The following is a 21,049-nucleotide window of genomic DNA, read 5'->3' as shown; positions in this document are numbered from 1 at the left end:
GATTCAAGAGCAGGTTTCCCTTCACGTGCCGAGGGTGATGATCCAGAGGCAGAGTCCGAGACCGACAACAACGGCGAGCCAGTTCAGGGAACGATCAAAGACCAGGTTCCATGAGGCTGGAACGGTCTGGGCAAGCTTCTTCTGCGGGGGGAGATCGACGGGCATGGCTCATGCTCCAAAGCCTGAGGAGCTTCGAGACGCACCATGCGCCCAAAAGGGCAGCGGTCGACTAAGGAATCGCTGATTGAGATACTATACAGAGGCAATGCGTCATTTGTAAGTGTGGCCGAAGTCCATGGCGTTGATATCGCAGGATTTTGGCGAATTCAGGTCATATGGAACGAAACCTGACAGCTAGTGCGGGAGACTCTCCACGAGTTCTTCGAGAAAGTGGAAAGCTTCGCTGATGATATCGCGAGCGGCCACGCGACCTGTCGACAAATCCAAGTAGACCAGAGCACTTCCCAGCCTGTCCCCCGCCCTGAAATATCCGAGAACGTTCGGCTCGACGATCATGTCGCCAGCGTCGTCCATGAGGCGGTTGCCGCTGGTCAATTTGCCATGCTTCAATGAAAAGGCAGCGTCTCGGAGTGCCCGGAAAGCCTCCGATGCGTTCGCAAGATCAGCCTTATAGGCAGAATCATTGGTGCCGTGCTTCGTTGCAGACGCATCGCCCTTGGCATGCAGATACCAGAACGTAATTCCGGAAAGAGCATCCATAGTTAGGATTGCGTTGGCGGTCGCGCGAGGATCGTCGGGGTTCTCCAGTGCATCAACCATGTTCGGTTGAACCACTTCGTCGAAAAACATTCGCGGTGTCATAAGCAGCCTGCCAAGCTGAAACGGCCGGGCTCGCGCCCGGCCGCCTCTCATTGCGGTGACGTGAGGATCAGCTCACGATCTTGTACTTCACGAAGCCTTCCGGCGCATCGCCCATCTTCTCGACCTTGATGCCGGCCGGCTGATAGTTGGCGGCGTTCGGGCCGGTGGTGAAGGTCATGGTCACGCCGGCCGGAACCGCGAGTGCCCAGGAGCCGTCAGCCTTCGGAGACACTTCCTTCTTCTCGAGAATGAAACGCATGATGGCATCGCGGGTCAGGTCCGGCGCCTCGAACACGATGGTGGTGCCGTCCGCGCCGGGGAAGTTGCCGCCGCCGCCCGCGCGGTAGTTGTTCGTCACCACGAGGAACTGCTGGTCGTCCGTCACGGGCTTGCCGTTGTAGGTCAGTTCCTTGATGCGGCGCGCATCGGCATTCACGACCTTGCCGTTGTCGTCGTAGCGCGAGGCTTGCGTCGGGTCGATCTTGTACTGCACACCGGCGATCACGTCGAAGTTGTAGGCCGGGAACTTGGAATTGATGAGCTCCTGCTCGCCGCCTTTGGCTACGTCGATCTGGTTGTAGATGCCGGCCGAACGCTCGAGCCACTCGCGCACCTGAGCACCTGTGATCTTCACCACGCGGATCGTGTTCGGATAGATGTAGATGTCCGCCATGTCCTTGATGGCGAGCGGGCCGGGCTTGATCTCGGTGAAATAGTTCGGGCCGCCGCGGCCGCCGGCCTTGAACGGCGCGCCTGCGGACAAGATCGGCAGATCCTTGAAGGCGGAGGCCTTTAGCTGATCGGCCACGTACCAGGCCTGCGCCTCGGTCACGAGCTTCACGGAGGCATCGTCCGACACGAGCGAGAAGTAGGAGTGGATCGGAACGGCCGTCGTACCGACGGGCTCGCGCACGTATTTCAGCGTCGCCTCATGGCCTGCTTTTGCTGCCGCCATCACGGCTGCGTCCGATTCCACCTTCGCCACCACCTTGCGGTCGACACGATCGTAGATCGGGCGCGCCTCGGTGCGGAAATTCGCAACCTTCCAGGCATTGCCCTCCTTGGTGAGCTCCAAGTCGATGAGGCCGAGATGGCTGCCCCAGAAGCCGGCCATGACGGCAGGCTTGCCGTGCAGCGTGCCCTTCTGCACGTCGACGCCGGGAATGTTGTTGAACTCCTTGCCGCCCGGAAACGTGAAATGCTGGTGGCCGGTGAGGATCACGTCGATGCCCTCGACCTTGGCCAGATGCAGGGCCGCATTCTCCTCGCCGCCCTTGCGCTCGCCGCCGGCGATGCCGGAATGGCAGAGTGCCACGACGATATCGGCGCCGGCCTTCTTCAGGTCAGGCACATGCTTGTTCGCCGCATCGACGATGTCGATCGTTGTGGCCTTGCCGTCGAGATGCGACTTGTCCCACTGAACGATCTGCGGCGGCACGAAGCCGATCACGCCGATCTTGATCTTCTGCTTGGCACCGGATTCATCGGTGAACTCGCGGTCGAGGACGAGCCAGGGCTTCTGCAGGGTCTCGCCATTGGCTTTCAGCACGTTGGCGCAGACCAGCGGGAATTTGGCCGTGCCCATGGCGTTCTGCAGGAACTCGAGGCCGTAATTGAACTCGTGATTGCCGAGCGTGCCGCAATCGTAGTTGAGCTCGTTCATGGCGGCGACCATGGGATGAACATCGCCCTTCTTCATGCCCTGACGGTAGGCGACGAAATCGCCGAGCGGCGAGCCCTGGATCAGGTCGCCATTGTCGAACAGCAGGCTGTTCTTGGCCTCGGCGCGGGCGCCCTTCACCAGGGTGGCCGTGCGGGCGAGACCCACCGTCTCGTCGGCCGCGTCGCGGTAGTAGTCGTAAGGGAAGATGTTCACGTGAAGGTCGGTGGTCTCCAGGATGCGGAGCTTCACGACCGGACCGGCAGCCCAGCTGACCTGGGACATCCCGGTGAGAGCGGCAGCGGCCACGCCGGTCTGCAGGACGCGACGGCGGGTAATGGATTGTGTCATGTGTCTTCCCTTAGGCTTATCGTTTTACGAAACAGCGTTCGCCTTAGCCGAGAGAAGCACAGGTTTTATGACAAGATCAATATAGGCGGCTAAGAGGTGAGCTAATAACGGGGACAAGCGCATCCCAAACCCTCCTCCCCCTTGTGGGGAGGAGTTGGAGGTGGGGGTGCCGGCGCCACGCTGGTCCAGTTCAGCGCTCACACCCCCACCCTTAATCCCTCCCCACAAGGAGGAGGGAAAATTGCGTTTTATTCTGCACCCGATCCCGGATCTCACTTTGCTCGTCCGGGAAGACAGCTGGAACTAGGACGCCCGCAAAGCCTCATCGAGATCCCGGTAGAGGTCCTCGACATCCTCGATCCCGGTGGACAGGCGCAGCAGATCCGGCGGGCATGGGGTTCCAGGCCCCTCGATGGAGGCGCGGTGCTCGATCAGGCTCTCGACGCCGCCCAGCGACGTCGCCCGCTTCCACAGACCCACCCGGGCGGCTGTGCGGATCGCCGCGGCCTCGCCGTCCGACACCTGAATCGAGAGCATGTAGCCGAAGCCGTTCTCCATCTGCCGGGCAGCGATGTCGTGGCCGGGATGCTGCGGCAGGCCGGGATAGAGCACGCGGGCCACTTTCGGATGGGCGGAGAAGCGCTGCGCGAGATCGAGCGCGCTCTTGGCCTGGGCTGCCGTGCGCACATGGAGCGTGCGCATGCCGCGCATCAGGAGATAGGCCTCGAACGGCCCGAGGACCGCGCCCTGCATCTTGCGGATATTGGCGATGCGCGCCCAGAACGCATCCGCCTTGGCGCCCGCAAGCGCACCCGCCACCACGTCGGAATGGCCGTTCAACACCTTGGTAGCCGCATGCATGACGATGTCGGCGCCGAGGTTCAGCGGGCGGGTGTGGATCGGCGAAGCGGTGGTGGAATCGACCGCAAGCCGCGCGCCGGCCGCGTGCGCGATCTCGGCGGCACCGGCGATATCCGTGATGGTCCAGAGCGGGTTGGAGGGCGTCTCGATCCAGACCAGCTTGGTTGCGCCGGGCTTCACGGCCTCGCGCAGAGCATCGAGATTGTCCGTCTCGACGAAATCGACCTTGAGGCCCCAGCGCACGGCTTCCGTCATCAGCCAGTTGCGCAGGGCCCAGTACATGACCTTGGACGCCACGATGTGATCGCCCGGATCGAGGGCCTGGAACACGGCGGTGGCCGCCGCCATGCCGGAGGAGAACAGGAGCGCGCCGGCCTCGGCCTCTTCCAGCATCGCCAGCACTTCTTCCGCCTCGCGGATGGTGGCATTGTCCGGCCGGCCATAGACGAAGCCGGAGGAATAGGCATTGTCTTCATCGCGGATATAGGTGGTCGCCACATGAATGGGCATCACGACCGCCTTGGTGATCGGGTCCACATGGCCCATGGCTTGAGCGGTCAGGCTGCGCTTCGACCATGGGGAACGCGATGACGACATGGGGGAACCTCCGGAGAGCGTGACAGGTTGCGTCACGAGAGAAATGACGCAACGTCCTTAAAGGGATTTCGAGGATGCATACAGACCAAACTGTGCCGGGCAGCCATGCAATGCCGCCGCTGCCACGTTTTCTTGTGGCCGTGCTGCCGGTGGTCGCCGTTGCGGTCTCTGCAAGCCTGATTACGCAGCCGAACATCCCGGCCTGGTATGTGGGCCTCCAGAAGCCCGGCTTCACGCCGCCGAACTGGGCCTTCCCGGTCGCCTGGACGATTCTTTATGCCCTGATGGCCTATGCGCTCTGGCGCGTTCTCTCATTGCCCGAAAATCGGCCCGGACGCACGGCGGCGATTATCGCGTTCTTCGTGCAGCTGACCTTGAACGGGGCGTGGTCCTTCGCCTTCTTCGGGGGCAAAAGCCCGCTGGCGGGGCTCGTGGTCATCGCCGCCCTGATCGTGGCGATCCTCGCCACGATCCGCACCTTCTGGAGGCTCGACCGCACGGCGGCCCTGCTGCTCGTGCCCTATCTCACCTGGGTCGCTTATGCGACCCTGCTCAACGGCACGATCTGGCGGCTCAATGGCTGATTAGCGAGACGCGGCCGGCTCAGGCTTGTCGAACAGATCCGGGTCCTTGTCGAGATGATCGAGGACGCCGACGAAAGGCAGCTGCCGGTAGGAATGGGCCACGTCCATGCCGTAGCCGATCACGAACACGTCCGGGCAGGTGAAGCCCACATAATCCGGCTGGATCTGCACGGCGCGCTTGCCGGGCTTTTCCAGCAGCACGGCGGTCTTCACGCTCTTGGCGCCGCGGGCCATGATCAGGTCCTTGGCGAAGGTGACGGTGCGGCCCGACTCGAGAATGTCATCCACGAGCAGCACGTCGCGTCCGCGCACATCGCTCTCGACGTCGCGCAGGATGGTGACGTTGCCGGTGGAAACCGTCCCGTCCAGATAGCTCGACAGGTGCACGAACTCGACCTGGGGCGTGAGCCCGGCCCGGTGCAGGGCGCGGATCAGGTCCGCGGCGAACATGAAGCTGCCCTTGAGCACGGCCACCACAAGCAGGTTTTCGGGCTTGGCGGCAGCGATCTCCTGGGCCAGTGCCTCGTTGCGCTTGGCGATGATGTCTTCATCGAAAAGAACCCGGATGCGGTGGGCAGTGCTCATCGTAATCGTCCAGAAAAAGAATAATGGGCTTTCAAAGCCGCCCCTTCACGACCATGCTTGGCCTGGGAAGTCAAACGAACTTGGCGCCTTTCGCAAGGATTCGGGCAGCAGCCGAGCCGTCCTGCGGCAATGTCCCGCGAGAGGTTCGCTTTCCGTCTTGAGGCCGCAAGTTTATGGCTTGCTAACCATAGCGGGGCGATAAGGAAGCGAATCGCCGAATTTCTTCACCTCAAGGATGGCTCGGATACGTGTGAAAGCGCTCGATCACGACGATTATCACTACGATGAAGGCGCGCCGCCGGTCGTGCATTTCGAGAATGTGGGCGTGCGCTACGGCATGGGCCCCGAGGTCCTGCGCGACCTGACCTTCTCCATCGAGCCCAATTCCTTCCAGTTCCTCACGGGCCCGTCGGGCGCCGGCAAGACGACGCTGCTGCGCCTCATCCTGCTCTCCGTGAAGCCGACCCGCGGCCTGATCTCGATGTTCGGGGAGGACGTCTCCCGGATCTCGAAGGACGAGCTGACGTCCTTGCGCCGCCGCATGGGCGTGGTGTTCCAGGACTTCCGCCTGCTCGATCACCTGACAACTTATGAGAATGTGGCCCTGCCCTTACGGGTGCAGGGCAAGGAGGAGGCAAGCTACCGGGCTGAAGTTGTCGAGCTCCTGCGCTGGGTGGGATTGGGCGACCGCATGCACATGCTGCCGCCGGTGCTCTCGGGCGGCGAGAAGCAGCGCGCGGCGATTGCCCGGGCGCTGATCGTCCGGCCAGACCTTCTGCTCGCCGACGAACCCACCGGCAACGTGGATCCGTCGCTGGCCCGCCGCCTGCTGCGCCTCTTCATCGAGCTCAACCGGCTCGGGACCTCGGTAGTCATCGCCACCCACGATTTCAGCCTCATGGATCAGCTCGACGTGCGCCGTCTCGTGCTCGGCGACGGCCAACTGCATATCGACGGGTGAGCTAAGATGAGCGCCTCCCCGCAAACGCGCCTGAAGAAGGCCGCCTCGGCCTCCGACAGGCAAAAGCGCCCCCTGCCAGCGTCGTTGAGCCGGAACGCTCCGCTCGTGCCGGTGGACTCGGCCGGCGGCCAGGCGCTGGCGGCCGTCATCGCGATCCTGACCTTTCTGGCCGCCTTATGCGCCGGCGGCGCGGAGCTCGTGGCGGCCTCATCCGCCCAATGGCGCTCCGAGATCGCCCGGGAAGTCACCATCCAGATCCGGCCCAATGCACAGCGCTCCATCGACCAGGACGTCGAACGTGCAGTGGCGCTGGCCCGTCAGGCGTCGGGGGTCGAGGCGGCCCAGGCCTTTTCCAAAGAGCAATCCGAGCGTCTCCTCGAGCCCTGGCTCGGGACCGGCCTCGACTTCAACGACCTGCCGGTGCCGCGGCTGATCGTGATCAAGATCCGGGAAGACGCGAAGCCGGATTTCGCGAGCCTACGGCAAGCCCTCCAGCGCGACGTGCCGGGGGCGACGCTTGACGACCACGCCCTCTGGGTCTCGCGGCTTTCCACCATGGCCAACACCATCATCGGTGTGGGCGTGTTCCTGGTCAGCCTGGTGCTGGTCGCAGCGGCGCTCGCCGTCATCTTCGCCACCCGCGGCGCCATGGCGAGCAACCGGGAGGTGGTGGAGGTGCTGCATTTCGTCGGCGCGAACGACGACTTCATCGCCAAGGAATTCCAGCGACGCTTCTTCCGGCTGGGGCTGCGCGGCAGCGCCATCGGAGCCGGCAGCGCCATGATCCTGACGCTGGCCTTGGGTCTTGTGACCCGCTCCTGGCGCGCGAGTCCGACGGGAGACCAGATCGAGGCCCTGTTCGGCGCCTTCACCATCAGCTGGCGGGGCTATGCGATCGTGGCCCTGATTGCGCTCTTTGTCGGTGTGATCACGGGCATCGTGTCGCGGCTGACCGTGAGACGCTTTCTTAACGAAAATGGTTGATGGTGACAGTTAACAGCGCATCGTGCGGAAAAGTGGGTCCGGTTTTCCGGTCCACACGATGCGCAAGTCAAGGAAGTGAGCATCGGATGAATCCCAAAAGTGCAAATCCACTTTTGGGTCCGATGCTCCAGGAAAAAGCGGGCTGCCTCTCCATTGCCGCAATCTCCACTATCTTCGTCCAGGATGACCTCGCGAACGCAGAGTTGGGGTGCGCCGGACGCCACGGAAACCGTCGGCTGGGGCTGGACGATGCAGGAATCGCCTAAGGCTCCCGCACGGCGGTCATGGGCGCGACGCATCCTGGGTTTGGGCTTCTGGGCCGCGACCTGTGCCGCACTTGTCGGTTTCCTGGGTTTTCTCGCCTTCGTCTACAGCCTCGACCGCTCCGAGCAACGACCCGAAACCCGGGCGGATGGCATCGTGGCTCTGACCGGTGGCGCCCAACGTATCGGCGATGCCATCGACCTCCTGGACAAGGGCTACGCCAAGAGGCTCCTGATCTCGGGCGTCAACGAGAACACCAGCCGTGACCAGATCTCCCGGCTCAATCCGGGCCAGCGGCGCCTGTTCGATTGCTGCGTGGATCTCGACTACCGGGCCCGCAACACCATCGGCAACGCTATCGAGACCCGGCGCTGGGCCGAGAAGAACAGTTTTCACACCATCATCGTGGTGACCTCCAACTACCACATGCCGCGCACGCTCGTGGAACTCGACCACGCCCTGCCGAACCTGCAGAAGATCCCTTACCCGGTCGCGGCGACCATCGACCCGCACGACTGGTGGCACAACCCGGCGGTGGCCCGGGTGGTCTTCACGGAATACCTGAAGTTCCTGGCCGTCTGGGTCCGGACCCGTTTCGAGGGCGACCCGGAGCGCTCGTCGGTAGCCCACCTCATCAGCGGCGGGTCCCCGGTCAAGAGGCAGCTGATTGCAGAACCCATCTGGCGCTAACGCATCGTGCGGACCCAGAGGGCCACGTCAGTGAAAAGTGGATCCGGTTTTCCGCGTTAACGATGCGCCAGCCAAGGGATAGAGCATCGGATCGATCCCAAAAGTGCAAGTCCACTTTTGGGTCCGATGCTATAGAGAAGCTGACAAAAACCTTTTAAGGTCAGCGCGGCCGCAGAGCCTCTTGCTCCGCATTTCCATTTTGCGATTCCATGCTGATCCTCCGCTCCCTGCTGTTCAACATCGCCTTCTACGCCAACCTGATCCTGTGGCTGATCCTGCTGATCCCAGGCCTTCTGATGCCACGCCGGGTCTTCATGGACATGGTCAAGCTCTGGGGCCGCACATCGATCTGGCTTCTGCGAATCATTGCCGGCATCAAGCTCGAGATCACCGGCCGGGAGAAGATCCCGCCGGGTGGTGCGCTGGTGGCGGCCAAGCACCAGTCGTTTCTCGAAACCTTCGCCATCGTGACGATCCTGGAGGATCCGACCTACATCCTGAAACGGGAGCTGATGTGGATCCCGATCTTCGGCTGGCATCTGGCAAAGGCCCAATGTGTGCCGGTCAACCGCAAGGCCGGATCGCTCGCCCTGGTGCAGATGACTCAAAGGGCAAAGGAAGAGGCCGAGCACGGGCGCCAGATCATCATCTTCCCAGAGGGAACCCGCCGCCCGCCGGGCGCTCCGCCGGCCTACAAGTACGGCGTGGCGCATCTCTACCAGAATCTCGGCTTTCCCTGCATTCCGATTGCCCTGAATGCCGGCCTGTACTGGCCGCGCCGCCAGTTCATCCGCCGCCCCGGCACGGTGCGGATCGAAGTGCTCGACCCCATCCCGGCGGGACTGCCGCGCGACGAATTCTTCCAGCGGGTGCAGCTTGAGATCGAGACGGCCTCCGACCGGCTCTACGAGGAGGGCCGAAGGGAACTCGGCCTCGGTCCTGCGACAGCTTCGGCGGCCTCCCTGTCGAAGGCGTGACGGGGCCTGATGTGGTGTCGTGGCCGGGTTTGTCCCGGCGATCCTGTTCGCAGGCGTAAAAACCCACAAACCCAAGCCCAGCCAAGCTTTCCGCAACCTTGACGACTCACTCGACCGTTCCTACATATAAGAACATATGGCGAACAAACGAACCATATCTTGGAACGCGGCCATGCGGGATCTCCGCAACGACCGAATGCGGAGGGCTGGCGTGCGCGAGGAAAGGCTACGGGCGACCGCAGGGCTTCGCTCCTCTTCCACCCTGAGTTCCTGGCGCGGCCGTTCGGGCCGCCGCTACATCGTCGGCGTGCATCCTCTCAATCAATCGGAACTGCTCGACGTCACGGACGCCGTGATCCTCGCCGTCAGGCGAGATGCGGACGGGACCGGCACGGTCATCGACGCCGCCATGGCCGCGTCCGAGCCGGCCGAACACACCCGGATGCGCTGGCTCGCCAAGGTCCAGGGGCTGGGCGCCGCCGAGCTGCACATCCACAGGCTTGCCGCGACGGACGAGGATCGCCGCGCGATCTTCGAGGATCTGCGCGAGGACGAGACTCAGGCCTCCTGATCAAGCGCATCCACGATCTTGTGCAGCAGCGGATCGACCACGCTCATGCCGATGAGATGATCGTAGGTGTTGCGCACGTAATCCGGATTACGACCGGAAACCCCCTGCCCCTGCCGTACGTGCTTCAACACATCGTCAAAAGACAGGCGCCCTGCATATTGACCGTGATACCGGTCGACCACATAAGCCAACGCCCGAACCCGCCGACCGTCGGCCAGTCGCACCGGCAGGTGGCGCTCCAGATAGACGGCGGTGACCTGCTCGCGCTCGCGCAGGTACTGGATCGTGGTCTCCGCCTCCTCCGGGGCGACCCGGAAGGCCACGCCGTGGCAGCGCCCACCCCGGTCGAGCCCGAGCACCAGTCCCGGATGATCAGGAGTTCCACGGTGGACATGGGAGAAGACGCACAGCGAGCGGTGATAGCCATAGAGATGGGCATGCGCGCGCTCGAGATGAGGAAAGCCCGGCCGCCACATGAGCGAGCCGTAGCCGAACACCCATAAATCCTCCGTGAGGTCCTTCATGTCACCCGCGCCCGAACCTTGCCTGCTTCCGGCGCTACCAGTAACGAAGCATCCGCACAACAGGAGATCACGCATGGATCAGGCCGCCCCGACAGGGCATGTTCGCCGCAGCCGTTTCTGGCTCTACGCGCCCTTCGTCCTGCTGCTTCTCCTGGCGATTGCCTGGAGCGTCGCCTGGTTCGTGATCCGCAACCGCACGGCGGAGGCTCTCGATGGCTGGGTCGCCGCGGAGGCACGAGCCGGACGGGAATGGACCTGCGCGGACCGCAGCATCGCCGGCTACCCGTTCCGCATCGAGGTGATCTGCAACGCCCTCGACTTTAAGCGCGGTGCGGTGACCGCCTCCTTCGGGCGCACTGAGGCGGTGGCGCAAGTCTACCAGCCTCGTCGCATCATCACCGAGGTGGCCGGCCCCTTGAAGGTGACGGACGGAACCGTGACTGTGCAGGGCAGCTGGGATCTGCTGCAGGCGAGCCTCAATGCCTCGCAGACGGGCGTGCAGCGCCTATCCGTTGCCGCCAATGAGCCGAAGGTCACGGTGACCGGTCTGCCGGCCGGCGAGCTGACCGGGTCGGGCAAGCGTCTGGAGCTGCATGTGCGGCCCAACCCAGCGCGGAGCGCCGAACAGGCGCGCGACGTGGCCGCCTCCGTCACGGAGGCGCGCATTCCCCTTCTCGATGCACTCATCGGCGGTGCGGAGCCGACAAACCTGAATGCGGATGTCACCGTCACCCAGGCCGATGGCTTCAAGGGCGGCACCATTGCAGGGGAGATGGAACTCTGGCGCAACGCCGGCGGCAAGCTCGACATCCTGATGCTGTCGGCCACCAAGGGCACGCGCCAGATCGAGACCAAGGGTGAGCTGCGCCTGGATGATCAGCACCGACCTGCGGGCCAGCTCACCGTGGCGGCCGCCGGGCTCGACGGCCTTCTCGGCAACCTCACGGGCGGCCGCCTCGGCGGCAATCTGTTGGGCATGCTGCTGGGACAGGGTCCGCGCGCGAATGCGGCACAGCCGAACGCCAAGCCGCAGCTCGCGTCCCTGCCGCCGCTGCGGCTTGAGAACGGCTTTCTCGCCATGGGACCGTTCGTGATTCCCAACGTGAGGCTGCAGCCGCTGTATTGAGGGTTTGGAGATCCTCCACTGCCATTCCGGGCGCCGCAGGCGAGCCCGGAATCCATAACCGCTAACGGTGCAGGAAGAAGCGAAACGCTGCTCGTCCTCTCCTGATATGTCGTGTTTATGGATTCCGGGCCCCGCTACGCGGCCCCGGAATGACAGTCAGTACCGGATCCACCAATAAATCCCGCTACGCCTTGTCCTCACGCCTCCGGCCGAAATCCGGCTCCGGCGTTTCCTGGCCCGACGAGATGATGCCGCGCCGGATGGCGCGGGTGCGGGTGAAGAGGTCGAAGAGCTTGTCGCCCTCGCCCCAGCGGATGGCGCGGGCGAGCAGGGCGATGTCCTCGTTCAGGCGGCCGAGCATCTCCAGCACGGCCTCGCGGTTGTGCAGGAAGACGTCGCGCCACATGGTCGGGTCCGAGGCCGCGATGCGGGTGAAGTCGCGAAAACCGCCGGCCGAGAACTTGATCACCTCGCCCTGCGTGACCGTCTCCAGATCCGCCGCCGTGCCGACGATGTTGTAGGCAATGAGATGCGGCACGTGACTGGTGATGGCGAGCACGAGGTCGTGGTGCTGCGCAGACATGACCTCCACGTTGGAGCCCATGGCCTCCCAGAAGGCGCGCACGCGCTCGGTTGCCGCCTCGTCCATGCCTTCGGGCGGCGTGAGGATGCACCAGCGGTTGTGAAAGAGCGTCAAAAAGCCCGCGTCAGGCCCTGAATGCTCTGTGCCCGCCACCGGATGAGCCGGCACGAAATGCACGCCTTCGGGCAGATGCGGTTGCACCTGCGCCACCACGGAGGCCTTCACCGAGCCCACATCCGACACGATGCAGCCGGGCTTCAATCCCGACCGCATCGCCTCCGCGACCTTGCCGCAGACGCCGACCGGTACGCAGAGGATGACGAGATCCGCATCCCTCACGGCGGCCGCCACATCGGTGGTGGCCTCGTCGGCAAGCCTAAGTTCGCGCACCCGCGCGACCACCGCCTCGCTCGCATCGACCGCCACGATAGTGCGCGCAAGATTGAGATGCCGGCTAGCGCGGGCGATGGACGAGCCGATCAGCCCGAGGCCGATGAGCGCGACGCGCTCGACGAGCGGCGTGTCACGCGGGGGACCGAGACGCTCAGGCATTCTTAGCCCCCATGAAATCGCTCAAGGCGCGGACCACGAGGCCGTTCGCCTCCTCGTCGCCCACCGTCAGGCGCAAGGCATCGGGCAGGCCGTAGGCCGCGACCTGACGCAGGATGAGCCCGCGCGCGGTGAGGAAGGCATCGGCATCCTTGGCGGTCTTTCCGGCCTGTTGCGGAAAATGGATGAGCAGGAAGTTGCCGACGCTCGGCGTGACCTTCAGGCCGAGCGCCTCGATTTCGCGGGTGAGCCAGGCGAGCCAGCGCTCGTTGTGCTCGATGGCTTTCGCGATATGCGCCTCGTCCTGGATCGCCGCGATGCCAGCGGCGATGGCCGGGCCGCTCACGTTGAACGGGCCGCGGATGCGGTTGACCGCATCCGCGATGTGGGGAGGCGCCACCATCCAGCCGAGGCGCAGGTTGGCGAGCCCATAGATCTTCGAGAAGGTGCGGGTCATCACCACGTTCTCGGAGGTGGCGACAAGCTCTAGGCCTGCCTCGTAATCGTTGCGGCGCACGTATTCCGCATAGGCCGCGTCGAGCACCAGCAGCACATGCGGCGGCAGACCCGCGTGCAGGCGCTTGACCTCGTCGAACGGGATGTAGGTGCCGGTCGGGTTGTTGGGATTGGCCAGGAAGACGATCTTCGTTTTGTCCGTCACTCTCGCGAGGATTGCGTCCACGTCGGTGCGCAGATCCTTCTCCGGCGCCACGACCGGCGTGCCGCCCGCTGCCTGGATGGCGATGCGATAGACCAGGAAGCCATGCTCGGTGAAGATGCCCTCGTCGCCAGGGCCCACATAGGCATTGGTGATGAGCGACAGCAATTCGTCCGAGCCTGTGCCGCAGATAATGCGGTTCGGATCGAGGCCATAGCGGGACGCGATTGCCTCACGCAGCTTGGTGGCGGCGCCGTCCGGGTAAAGCTCAAGATGATCGAAGGTCCGAATTGCTTCCATGGCTTTGGGCGAGGGGCCGAGCGGCGTCTCGTTTGAGGAGAGCTTATGGATCTTGGCAACCCCTGCGGCCTTGCTCTTGCCGGGCACATAGGCGTCGATCTGCATCACGCCGGGACGGGGTTGGGGACGAGCGGACATCATCGGTTCCTAGCAATCAGTGTTGGCAGACGCTCTAGCGCAGGTCGGGTATCATTTCACGTGGAAACGTTCGGCATGGCTGCCGACCTCGGCGAGTTGGGCGAGGCTGGCGCCCGCCTTCGTCAGGGTTTCGTGCAGCTGTGCGGGCTCGACGGTGCCGGGCACGGCGATGAGCTCCGACAGGCCATGGGCATCGGCGGCGCTCGCCACCACCTCGCCGCCGAGGCGGACGAGAGCCTCGTTGGCGCCCCGGTGCCAGCGCTCGAACTGGGCGGCATAGAGCACCACGTCGCGCACAGCCGCATCCACCAGGGGCTTCGAGATGACGAAGACCGGGGTGCCGGCCGGGTGGTCGGGCCGCTCGATGAAGGGCAGGCGCGCGATGACCTTCGGGCGCTCCCGGTCGGCCAGGGTGCGCCACCACGCGCCGCTCGTCGCCCCCTGGTCGAGCCGGAAGATGCCGAGATCGCCCCCGGAGGAGGCCACCGCCTCGATCACCGCCGCGGCGCTGGGATGAGTGACGTAAGGTACCGTGAAGCCGAAATGGAACCGGGCCGAGTCCCGCATGGGCGCATCGCCGCCCGACACGTCGGCATGAACGGAATAGTTCGACTGCACATAGGTGAAGGTGCCGATGATCACCCGCCAGATGCTCTCCACCGTGTCGAGCGGCAGCAGGCCCTCGTGGCGCTCGGCCAGGGCCTTCATCATCGAGGCCTCGCGGCCGGGACGGAAAGCCGACGCGATGCCCGTCTTCGAGGCCTTCTTGGAGGCGATCAGCCGGTCGATGATGGTGCCGCGCTCCATGAGCAGCCGGTGCATCGCCTCGTCAATGCGGTCGATCTCCTGGCGGAGTTCGGCAAGGGCGGGCGCGGGCTTCTCGGCGGGCATGGGCTAAGATCCTCAGGGAGAGGCCCTTCTTTGACGGTTTTGCCCATTCTTGTCATCCCCGGATGACCACCGCGTAGCCAGCTTGAGGCGTTATGTTCGTTGACGCGACCGGCTCCCCGCATTACCGGTTGTTCGAAAGAACGAACGTTTCCGCTGAAAACATGTCCTTCGCCCCCCTTGTCTCCGAACCGCGAAGCCAGGTCGACGACCCGTCGAGCCTCGTGATGCGCTTTGGCGCGGACGAGCCCCTGATGATGGATGCCGGGATTGCGCTCGCGCCCTGGCAGATCGCCTACCAGACCTACGGTACGCTCAATGCGGACAAGTCCAACGCAGTCCTGATCTGCCATGCGCTCACCGGCGACCAGCATGTGGCGAACGACAATCCAGTGACGGGCAAGCCCGGCTGGTGGCTGACCATGGTGGGACCCGGCCGGCCGGTGGACACCGACCGGTTCTTCGTGATCTGCGCCAACGTGATCGGCGGCTGCATGGGCACCACGGGCCCAGCCTCCATCAACCCGGCGACGGGCCAGCCCTACGCGGTCGATTTTCCGGTCGTGACCGTTCCCGACATGGTGCGGGCACAGGCGGCGCTGATCGACCGGCTCGGCATCGAGAAGCTGTTCTGCGTGGTCGGAGGCTCCATGGGCGGTATGCAGGTGCTGCAATGGGCCGTGAGCTACCCGGACCGGGTGTTCTCGGCGCTTCCCATCGCGACCTCAGCCCGCCACTCGGCCCAGAACATCGCCTTCCACGAGGTCGGCCGTCAGGCCGTCATGGCCGATCCCGAGTGGCGCGGCGGGCGCTACCTGAATGAGGGCACGCGCCCGTCAAAGGGTCTCGCGGTCGCCCGCATGGGCGCACACATCACCTATCTCTCTGAGGTCGCCCTGCACCGGAAGTTCGGGCGCAATTTCCAGGACCGGGCCGCCCCCACCTTCTCCTTCGACGCCGATTTCCAGATCGAGAGCTACCTGCGCTACCAGGGCATCTCCTTCGTCGAGCGGTTCGATGCCAATTCCTATCTCTATGTCACCCGGGCGATGGACTATTTCGACATCGCAGCCGAGCATGGCGGCTCCCTGGCTAAGGCCTTCAAGGGCACGCCCACGCGCTTCTGCGTGATCTCGTTCACCTCCGACTGGCTGTTCCCCACATCCGACTCGCGCGCCATCGTGCATGCGCTGAACGCCGCGGCGGCGTCTGTCGCCTTCGTGGAGGTGGAGAGCGACAAGGGGCACGATGCCTTCCTGCTCGAGGAGCCCGAAATGTTCGCGGCGGCCCGCGGCTTCATCGATGCGGCCGCACGGGCTCGGGGGATCGCATGAGCCTGCCCGCCACCCTGCCCCTGACCGATGTTGAAAGCGGCCACCGCCTCGATTTTCTGCTGGTCACCGACATGGTGGAGCCCGGCTCCCGTGTGCTCGATGTCGGCTGCGGCGACGGGGCGCTTCTCTCGCTCCTGCGCGACCGCAAGCAAGTCGACGGGCGCGGCATCGAGATTTCGCGAGAGGGCGTCAACGCCTGCCTGGCCAAGGGTCTGCCGGTGATCCAGGGCGATGCGGACACGGATCTTGCCGATTACCCGGACGACGCATTCGACTACGTCATCCTCTCGCAGACGATCCAAGCCACGCGCCAGCCCAAGGTGGTGCTGGAGCATCTGCTGCGCATCGGCCGCCGGGCCATCGTGTCGTTCCCGAATTTCGGCCATTGGCGCGTGCGCTTCGACCTCGGCGTCCGGGGCCGGATGCCCATGACCGAGAACCTGCCCTATTCCTGGTACGACACCCCCAACATCCATTTCTGCACCATCCGCGACTTCGTGGAGCTGTGCCGCGAGGTCGGCGCCCAGATGGAAAAGGGCGTGGCGCTCAATGCCGGCGGTCAGCCCATGCGCGTCACCCTGCCCTGGTGGGTGTGGAATCTGCTTGGGGATCAAGCGGTGTTTTTGCTGAAGCGGCGTTGAAAACCCAACTTTCGTCATGGCCGGGCGCGTCCCGGCCATCCACGTTTTAATAACCGCAGCGCATCAAACACATGGATCCCCGGAACAAGTCCGGGGATGACAGGAGAGCGAACTATCCCTCCCCCTCCGCCATCGGGTGCAGATCGCGCACCATGCTCTTCAAGCGCTCGTCCAGCACATGGGTGTAGATCTGCGTGGTCGAGATGTCGGAATGGCCCAGAAGCTCCTGCACCACGCGTAAATCCGCCCCGTTCTGGAGCAGGTGGCTGGCAAACGCATGACGCAGCACGTGGGGACTGACCTTGTCGGCGCGAAGCCCCGCAGCGCCTGCCATCGCCTTCAAGTCGCGGGCGAAGGCCTGCCGGGTCAGGTGGCCGCTCTCGCTGTCGGCCGGGAACAGCCAGGGGCCGCTGGCCTTTTTCTGCTCTTCCAGCAGGGCGAGATAGGTGTTGGCTGCCTCCTTTGCCGCCTCCGTGAGGGGCACCAGCCGCTCCTTGGCGCCCTTGCCCCGCACCACGAGGAACCGGTCCCGGGTTTTGGCGGCGCTTTTGGGCAGGGCCATCAGCTCGGAGACGCGCAGGCCCGTGGCATAGAGCAGTTCGAGCAGGCAGGTCATGCGGGCGGCGCGCAGGCGCTCAGGTTGCGTCGCCTCCGAGTGCGTAATCCCCTCGGACGCCACCTGCAGCAGCCGGTCGACCTCGGCGACGGAGAGCACCTTGGGCAGAGACCTGCCCCGCTTCGGCGCCGACACCGCGGCCGTCGGGTCGGCCGGAGCATAGCCCTCCACGTAGAGGAATTTATGGAACTGGCGCACAGCCGAGAGCCGGCGGGCCGCGGAGGTGGCCTTCAGGCCCCGCTCCTCCAGGCTTGCCATGAAGCTCCGGATAGTGGTGGAGGTCGCGCTGTCGGGCTGACCGCCGGCCTCGGCGAGGAAGCTCAGGTAATCGTCAAGGTCACGCCGGTAGGCGTCGAGCGTGTTCTTGGAGGCGCCGCGCTCGGCGGCGAGCATGTCGAGGAAGAGGCTGGCGTGGCGGGCGCCGCTCATGAAGACGAGGGCGGACGGCTGGTCTGGACCGGGACGCTGATCTCGCGCGGGTCGGGATCGACAAGGGTCGCCAGGGCAAACATGGCAGCAAAGCCAAGGCCAGCGAGAATGGCGACGACGAGGAGAAACCGAAAGAGCGTGGGCACCTGAGCCTCTTGAACCGTTGACCCGCTAGAACCATGCCACGGGCTCGAAGGCAAGTCCTTCTCATCGGTTAAGTTTCCGAGGAAAGGGAGGTCACGCCCTTGTGACAGGCCGCCGCGCCCGTGCTAGGACATGAAGCCATGAACAAAATCAGCCGCTTCAATTCGCTCGATGAAGCAGGCGGGCAAGACCAGGCAAGCCAGCGCGGCCATCCCATCAGCCGCCTGCTCGGCACGCGATCGCTCGTGCTCGTCGGCCTCATGGGCGCCGGGAAGAGCACCGTGGGCCGCAGGCTCGCGCAGTCGCTCAAGCTGCCGTTCCGCGACGCCGATCACGAGATCGAGGCTGCGGCCGGCATGACGATCCCCGAAATCTTCGCCATTCACGGCGAGGACCATTTCCGTGACGGCGAGCGCCGCGTGATCGCCCGCCTGCTGCAGGAGGGCCCCATCGTGCTGGCCACCGGCGGCGGCGCCTTCATGAACGAGGAGACCCGCAGGCGGATCGCCGAGCAGGGCATCTCGATCTGGCTCAAGGCCGATCTCGACGTGCTCATGCGCCGGGTGCGCAAGCGCTCGACCCGTCCCCTGCTGCAGAACCCGGACCCCGAGGGCACCATGCGGCGCCTCATGGAGTTGCGCCATCCAGTCTATGCCACGGCTGACATCACGGTGGATTCCCACGAGGCCCCGCACGACAAGGTGGTGACCGAACTCATCAAGGCTCTGCGCGATTGGTTCGAGCACGACAAGCAGGAGAGCGCCGGGACATGACGCTTGTATCTGCCCGGATAGACAGCCCGTCCTTCATCACGGTGCCGGTTCCGCTCAATGAGCGGGCCTACGAGATCCTGGTCGGGCGCGGTCTGATCGAGACCGCCGGCGCCCGCATCGCAGCGCTCAAAGCCCGTGCCGCCGCTATCGTGACGGATGAGCATGTGGGGCCACTCTATGCCGCCGCCCTGGCGGCTTCGCTCGAAGCGCAGGGCCTGCGCGTATCCGTGATCACCCTGCCCCCCGGCGAGGCCACCAAATCCTATGCCAGCCTGGAGCGGGTCTGCGATGCGGTGCTCAGCGCCAAGATCGAGCGCGGCGACCTCGTGGTGGCGCTCGGCGGCGGTGTGATCGGGGATCTTTCGGGCTTTGCCGCGGCTGTGGTGCGCCGGGGCGTGCGCTTCGTCCAGGTGCCCACCACCCTGCTCTCCCAGGTCGACTCTTCCGTCGGCGGCAAGACCGGCATCAACTCCCGTCATGGCAAAAACCTCGTCGGCGCCTTCCATCAGCCGAGCCTCGTCATCGCCGACACGGCGCTGCTCGACACGTTGCCGATCCGCGAGATGCGCGCCGGCTATGCGGAGGTGGTGAAGTACGGCCTCATCGACGACGCGCGCTTCTTCTCCTGGTGCGAGGCGAACTGGGCGGGCGTTTTCGCCGGCGGCCCTGAACGCGATGAGGCTGTGGCGCAGAGCTGCCGCGCCAAGGCCGCCGTAGTGGTGCGCGACGAGCACGAGAACGGCGACCGTGCGCTGCTCAATCTCGGCCATACCTTCGGTCATGCGCTCGAGAAGATCACGGCCTACGATTCCACGCGCCTCGTCCATGGCGAGGGCGTCGCCATCGGGTTGGCGCTCGCCTTCCGCTTCTCCGCCTCTCTCGGCCTCTGCCCGATGGCGGATGCGGAGCGCGTCGAGGCTCATCTGATTGCCGCCGGTCTTCCCACACGCTTGTCCCAGATTCAGGGTGGATGCGGTACGGTCGATGAATTGCTCGACGCCATGGCTCAGGACAAGAAGGTGAAGGGCGGCGCCCTGACCTTCATCCTGGCGCGAGGCATCGGCCAATGCTTCATCGCGTCGGGCATCGGGGCCGACGAGGTTCGCAGGTTCCTGACAAGCGAGATCAACGCATAAAGCCATGGTCGAAGAATCATCCGGCAATCTCTGGCTTGCGGCAGCGGTCGTTGTTTTCTGCCTGCTGCTATCGGCCTTTTTCTCGGCGAGCGAGACAGCCTTCACGGCGGCCTCACGCTCCCGCATGCTGGTGCTGGAAAAGGGTGGCGACAAGCGCGCCAAGCTGGTGAATCGCCTGCTCGAGATGCGCGAGCGCTTCATCGGCACGGTGCTGATCGGCAACAACATCGTCAATATCGGCGTCTCGGCTTTCGCCACGAGCGTTCTGGTGGCAATCTTCGGCGACGAGGGCGCGATCTATGCCACGGTGATCATGTCGATCCTGGTGATCGTGTTCGCCGAGGTGCTGCCGAAAACCATCGCCATTTCCTCGTCCGATCAGGCATCACTGTTTCTCTCACGGCCCATGTCCTGGGTCGTGGCGTTCCTCGGCCCGCTTGCCATTGCGATCGAGCGCATGGTGCGCCTCATGCTGCGGCCCTTCGGCATCCGGATCGGCGAGAACACGCCGATCCTCTCAGCCAGTGAGGAGATCCGCGGTCAAGTGGCCCTTCTGCACAAGGAGGGCGGCGTTGCGAAGGCTGATCGCGACATGCTGGGCGGCCTGCTCGATCTCAAGGACCTGAGCGTCTCGGAGGTCATGGTCCACCGCACCAAGATGCGCACGATCAATGCCGATCTCTCATCTGAGGAGATCGTGCGCGAGGTGCTGTCCTCGCCCTATACGCGCATGCCGCTCTGGCGTGAGAGCCAGGAGAACATCGTCGGCGTGCTCCACGCCAAGGACCTGCTGCGGGCGCTGGATGCCGTCGGCGGAGATGCAAGCAAACTGAAGGTCGATGCGATTGCGCTGGAGACCTGGTTCGTGCCCGACACGACCTCCCTGCGCGATCAGCTGAAGGCCTTTCTCGCCAAGAAAACGCACTTCGCCCTCGTGGTCGACGAGTACGGTGAGGTGATGGGCCTCGTGACCCTCGAGGACATCCTCGAGGAGATCGTGGGCGACATCAAAGACGAGCACGATCTCTCGGTGCAGGGCGTGCGGCCGCAGCCCAACGGCTCGGTCAACGTGGACGGAGGCGTGCCGATCCGCGACCTCAACCGGGCCATGGACTGGAACCTGCCGGACGAGGAGGCCACCACCATCGCGGGCCTTGTCATCCACGAGGCGCAGGCCATCCCCGACACGGGACAGATCTTCACCTTCCGCGGCTTCCGCTTCGAGGTGCTGCGAAAGTCGCGCAACCGGATCATGGCATTGAGGATCACGCCGCTGTCGCTCGTCCGAACCAGAACGGAATGA

Annotated in this window: 23 protein-coding genes; 12 read left to right on the top strand and 11 right to left on the bottom strand. The window is 64.6% G+C overall.

Translation table 11 applies throughout. The features are described from left to right. Window positions 1-21: 21 nt before the first annotated feature. From VB618_RS11745 to VB618_RS11730, 4 genes are all read right to left on the bottom strand, one after another. Window positions 22-165, bottom strand: a complete 144-nt coding sequence (locus VB618_RS11745; RefSeq protein ID WP_329796833.1) for a hypothetical protein — start codon at window positions 163-165, stop codon at window positions 22-24. A gap of 189 nt (window positions 166-354) precedes the next feature. Beyond that, complete coding sequence (locus VB618_RS11740; protein ID WP_329796832.1) at window positions 355-810, bottom strand: hypothetical protein; 456 nt, start codon at window positions 808-810, stop codon at window positions 355-357. Between the two features lie 79 nt (window positions 811-889). Then, window positions 890-2,833, bottom strand: a complete 1,944-nt coding sequence (locus VB618_RS11735) for a bifunctional 2',3'-cyclic-nucleotide 2'-phosphodiesterase/3'-nucleotidase (RefSeq protein WP_329796831.1) — start codon at window positions 2,831-2,833, stop codon at window positions 890-892. 303 nt (window positions 2,834-3,136) lie between these two features. After that, entirely contained in the window at window positions 3,137-4,291 is a 1,155-nt protein-coding gene (locus tag VB618_RS11730) for a trans-sulfuration enzyme family protein (protein ID WP_329796830.1), read from the bottom strand. Between the two features lie 74 nt (window positions 4,292-4,365). On the opposite strand from VB618_RS11730, the gene VB618_RS11725 reads away from it, so the two are divergent. Next, window positions 4,366-4,875 (top strand): TspO/MBR family protein, encoded by a 510-nt coding sequence (locus tag VB618_RS11725; protein WP_329796829.1) that lies wholly within the window; start codon window positions 4,366-4,368, stop codon window positions 4,873-4,875. Here VB618_RS11725 and hpt read toward each other — a convergent pair whose 3' ends face one another. Next, complete coding sequence (gene hpt, locus VB618_RS11720) at window positions 4,876-5,460, bottom strand: hypoxanthine phosphoribosyltransferase (protein WP_329796828.1); 585 nt, start codon at window positions 5,458-5,460, stop codon at window positions 4,876-4,878. It abuts the gene before it with no gap. A 250-nt stretch (window positions 5,461-5,710) separates the two neighbouring features. Between hpt and ftsE the strand changes: the two genes are divergently transcribed. From ftsE to VB618_RS11695, 5 genes are all read left to right on the top strand, one after another. Then, window positions 5,711-6,421, top strand: a complete 711-nt coding sequence (gene ftsE, locus VB618_RS11715) for a cell division ATP-binding protein FtsE (RefSeq protein ID WP_329796827.1) — start codon at window positions 5,711-5,713, stop codon at window positions 6,419-6,421. Window positions 6,422-6,427: 6 nt separating this feature from the next. After that, window positions 6,428-7,405, top strand: coding sequence for a cell division protein FtsX (locus tag VB618_RS11710; RefSeq protein WP_329796826.1), 978 nt, complete (start codon window positions 6,428-6,430; stop codon window positions 7,403-7,405). A gap of 249 nt (window positions 7,406-7,654) precedes the next feature. After that, complete coding sequence (locus VB618_RS11705; protein WP_329796825.1) at window positions 7,655-8,359, top strand: YdcF family protein; 705 nt, start codon at window positions 7,655-7,657, stop codon at window positions 8,357-8,359. Between the two features lie 209 nt (window positions 8,360-8,568). Beyond that, window positions 8,569-9,336: a lysophospholipid acyltransferase family protein gene (locus tag VB618_RS11700; protein WP_329796824.1), complete on the top strand. Its 768-nt coding sequence runs from the start codon at window positions 8,569-8,571 to the stop codon at window positions 9,334-9,336. A gap of 172 nt (window positions 9,337-9,508) precedes the next feature. After that, window positions 9,509-9,907 carry a hypothetical protein gene (locus tag VB618_RS11695; RefSeq protein WP_329796823.1) on the top strand — a complete coding sequence of 133 codons (399 nt, stop codon included), beginning with the start codon at window positions 9,509-9,511 and terminating at the stop codon, window positions 9,905-9,907. Here VB618_RS11695 and VB618_RS11690 read toward each other — a convergent pair. Then, window positions 9,895-10,431 carry a gamma-glutamylcyclotransferase gene (locus VB618_RS11690; protein ID WP_329796822.1) on the bottom strand — a complete coding sequence of 179 codons (537 nt, stop codon included), beginning with the start codon at window positions 10,429-10,431 and terminating at the stop codon, window positions 9,895-9,897. The two genes, VB618_RS11695 and VB618_RS11690, sit on opposite strands and share 13 nt — an antisense overlap. Before the next feature lie 73 nt (window positions 10,432-10,504). Between VB618_RS11690 and VB618_RS11685 the strand changes: the two genes are divergently transcribed. Continuing rightward, window positions 10,505-11,557: a DUF2125 domain-containing protein gene (locus VB618_RS11685; RefSeq protein WP_329796821.1), complete on the top strand. Its 1,053-nt coding sequence runs from the start codon at window positions 10,505-10,507 to the stop codon at window positions 11,555-11,557. Between the two features lie 184 nt (window positions 11,558-11,741). Here the strand turns inward: VB618_RS11685 and VB618_RS11680 are convergent, their stop codons facing one another. The 3 genes from VB618_RS11680 to VB618_RS11670 are packed head-to-tail and all read right to left on the bottom strand — an operon-like array spanning window position 11,742 to window position 14,676. Beyond that, complete coding sequence (locus VB618_RS11680) at window positions 11,742-12,692, bottom strand: prephenate/arogenate dehydrogenase family protein (protein ID WP_329796820.1); 951 nt, start codon at window positions 12,690-12,692, stop codon at window positions 11,742-11,744. Continuing rightward, the gene (gene hisC / locus VB618_RS11675) at window positions 12,685-13,785 is read right to left on the bottom strand and encodes a histidinol-phosphate transaminase (RefSeq protein WP_329796819.1); all 1,101 of its coding nucleotides are present in this window, start codon (window positions 13,783-13,785) and stop codon (window positions 12,685-12,687) included. The genes VB618_RS11680 and hisC overlap by 8 nt, the downstream gene beginning before the upstream one ends. A 51-nt stretch (window positions 13,786-13,836) precedes the next feature. Next, window positions 13,837-14,676 carry a chorismate mutase gene (locus tag VB618_RS11670; protein WP_329796818.1) on the bottom strand — a complete coding sequence of 280 codons (840 nt, stop codon included), beginning with the start codon at window positions 14,674-14,676 and terminating at the stop codon, window positions 13,837-13,839. Window positions 14,677-14,837: 161 nt separating this feature from the next. Between VB618_RS11670 and metX the strand changes: the two genes are divergently transcribed. Beyond that, on the top strand, window positions 14,838-16,007 hold the full coding sequence (metX, locus tag VB618_RS11665) for a homoserine O-acetyltransferase MetX (RefSeq protein ID WP_329796817.1): 1,170 nt from the start codon (window positions 14,838-14,840) through the stop codon (window positions 16,005-16,007). Next, window positions 16,004-16,648, top strand: a complete 645-nt coding sequence (gene metW / locus VB618_RS11660; RefSeq protein WP_329796816.1) for a methionine biosynthesis protein MetW — start codon at window positions 16,004-16,006, stop codon at window positions 16,646-16,648. Before metX ends, metW begins: the two co-directional genes overlap by 4 nt. Window positions 16,649-16,760: 112 nt before the next feature. Here the strand turns inward: metW and xerD are convergent, their stop codons facing one another. Both xerD and VB618_RS11650 read right to left on the bottom strand, forming a co-directional pair. Next, window positions 16,761-17,693, bottom strand: a complete 933-nt coding sequence (gene xerD / locus VB618_RS11655) for a site-specific tyrosine recombinase XerD (protein WP_329796815.1) — start codon at window positions 17,691-17,693, stop codon at window positions 16,761-16,763. Further along, window positions 17,690-17,839 carry a hypothetical protein gene (locus tag VB618_RS11650; RefSeq protein WP_036358377.1) on the bottom strand — a complete coding sequence of 50 codons (150 nt, stop codon included), beginning with the start codon at window positions 17,837-17,839 and terminating at the stop codon, window positions 17,690-17,692. Before VB618_RS11650 ends, xerD begins: the two co-directional genes overlap by 4 nt. A 138-nt stretch (window positions 17,840-17,977) precedes the next feature. On the opposite strand from VB618_RS11650, the gene VB618_RS11645 reads away from it, so the two are divergent. Genes VB618_RS11645 through VB618_RS11635 form a run of 3 tightly spaced genes read left to right on the top strand, consistent with a single transcriptional unit; the run spans window position 17,978 to window position 21,049 of the window. Beyond that, window positions 17,978-18,610, top strand: a complete 633-nt coding sequence (locus VB618_RS11645) for a shikimate kinase (protein ID WP_329796814.1) — start codon at window positions 17,978-17,980, stop codon at window positions 18,608-18,610. Beyond that, window positions 18,607-19,746 carry a 3-dehydroquinate synthase gene (gene aroB, locus VB618_RS11640; protein WP_329796813.1) on the top strand — a complete coding sequence of 380 codons (1,140 nt, stop codon included), beginning with the start codon at window positions 18,607-18,609 and terminating at the stop codon, window positions 19,744-19,746. Before VB618_RS11645 ends, aroB begins: the two co-directional genes overlap by 4 nt. Window positions 19,747-19,750: 4 nt before the next feature. Beyond that, a complete protein-coding gene (locus VB618_RS11635) occupies window positions 19,751-21,049 on the top strand; it encodes an HlyC/CorC family transporter (RefSeq protein WP_329796812.1) in 1,299 nt (432 codons plus the stop codon).

Origin of the sequence: Microvirga sp. CF3062 (assembly GCF_036314045.1) — a bacterium.
Classification (GTDB): domain Bacteria; phylum Pseudomonadota; class Alphaproteobacteria; order Rhizobiales; family Beijerinckiaceae; genus Microvirga.
This window is presented reverse-complemented; position numbering and strand designations above follow the sequence as displayed.

What these genes read in the sequence shown, in the direction of transcription:
- VB618_RS11635 (WP_329796812.1), top strand. Translation starts at nt 19,751, where the DNA reads ATGGTCGAAGAATCATCCGGCAATCTCTGGCTTGCGGCAGCGGTCGTT.
- VB618_RS11695 (WP_329796823.1), top strand. Translation starts at nt 9,509, where the DNA reads ATGCGGGATCTCCGCAACGACCGAATGCGGAGGGCTGGCGTGCGCGAG.
- VB618_RS11685 (WP_329796821.1), top strand. Translation starts at nt 10,505, where the DNA reads ATGGATCAGGCCGCCCCGACAGGGCATGTTCGCCGCAGCCGTTTCTGG.
- metW (WP_329796816.1), top strand. Translation starts at nt 16,004, where the DNA reads ATGAGCCTGCCCGCCACCCTGCCCCTGACCGATGTTGAAAGCGGCCAC.
- hisC (WP_329796819.1), bottom strand. Translation starts at nt 13,785, where the DNA reads ATGTCCGCTCGTCCCCAACCCCGTCCCGGCGTGATGCAGATCGACGCC.
- VB618_RS11680 (WP_329796820.1), bottom strand. Translation starts at nt 12,692, where the DNA reads ATGCCTGAGCGTCTCGGTCCCCCGCGTGACACGCCGCTCGTCGAGCGC.
- VB618_RS11690 (WP_329796822.1), bottom strand. Translation starts at nt 10,431, where the DNA reads ATGAAGGACCTCACGGAGGATTTATGGGTGTTCGGCTACGGCTCGCTC.
- VB618_RS11745 (WP_329796833.1), bottom strand. Translation starts at nt 165, where the DNA reads ATGCCCGTCGATCTCCCCCCGCAGAAGAAGCTTGCCCAGACCGTTCCA.
- VB618_RS11645 (WP_329796814.1), top strand. Translation starts at nt 17,978, where the DNA reads ATGAACAAAATCAGCCGCTTCAATTCGCTCGATGAAGCAGGCGGGCAA.
- VB618_RS11735 (WP_329796831.1), bottom strand. Translation starts at nt 2,833, where the DNA reads ATGACACAATCCATTACCCGCCGTCGCGTCCTGCAGACCGGCGTGGCC.
- aroB (WP_329796813.1), top strand. Translation starts at nt 18,607, where the DNA reads ATGACGCTTGTATCTGCCCGGATAGACAGCCCGTCCTTCATCACGGTG.
- VB618_RS11700 (WP_329796824.1), top strand. Translation starts at nt 8,569, where the DNA reads ATGCTGATCCTCCGCTCCCTGCTGTTCAACATCGCCTTCTACGCCAAC.
- VB618_RS11710 (WP_329796826.1), top strand. Translation starts at nt 6,428, where the DNA reads ATGAGCGCCTCCCCGCAAACGCGCCTGAAGAAGGCCGCCTCGGCCTCC.
- metX (WP_329796817.1), top strand. Translation starts at nt 14,838, where the DNA reads ATGTCCTTCGCCCCCCTTGTCTCCGAACCGCGAAGCCAGGTCGACGAC.
- xerD (WP_329796815.1), bottom strand. Translation starts at nt 17,693, where the DNA reads ATGAGCGGCGCCCGCCACGCCAGCCTCTTCCTCGACATGCTCGCCGCC.
- VB618_RS11725 (WP_329796829.1), top strand. Translation starts at nt 4,366, where the DNA reads ATGCATACAGACCAAACTGTGCCGGGCAGCCATGCAATGCCGCCGCTG.
- VB618_RS11740 (WP_329796832.1), bottom strand. Translation starts at nt 810, where the DNA reads ATGTTTTTCGACGAAGTGGTTCAACCGAACATGGTTGATGCACTGGAG.
- VB618_RS11670 (WP_329796818.1), bottom strand. Translation starts at nt 14,676, where the DNA reads ATGCCCGCCGAGAAGCCCGCGCCCGCCCTTGCCGAACTCCGCCAGGAG.
- VB618_RS11730 (WP_329796830.1), bottom strand. Translation starts at nt 4,291, where the DNA reads ATGTCGTCATCGCGTTCCCCATGGTCGAAGCGCAGCCTGACCGCTCAA.
- VB618_RS11705 (WP_329796825.1), top strand. Translation starts at nt 7,655, where the DNA reads ATGCAGGAATCGCCTAAGGCTCCCGCACGGCGGTCATGGGCGCGACGC.
- hpt (WP_329796828.1), bottom strand. Translation starts at nt 5,460, where the DNA reads ATGAGCACTGCCCACCGCATCCGGGTTCTTTTCGATGAAGACATCATC.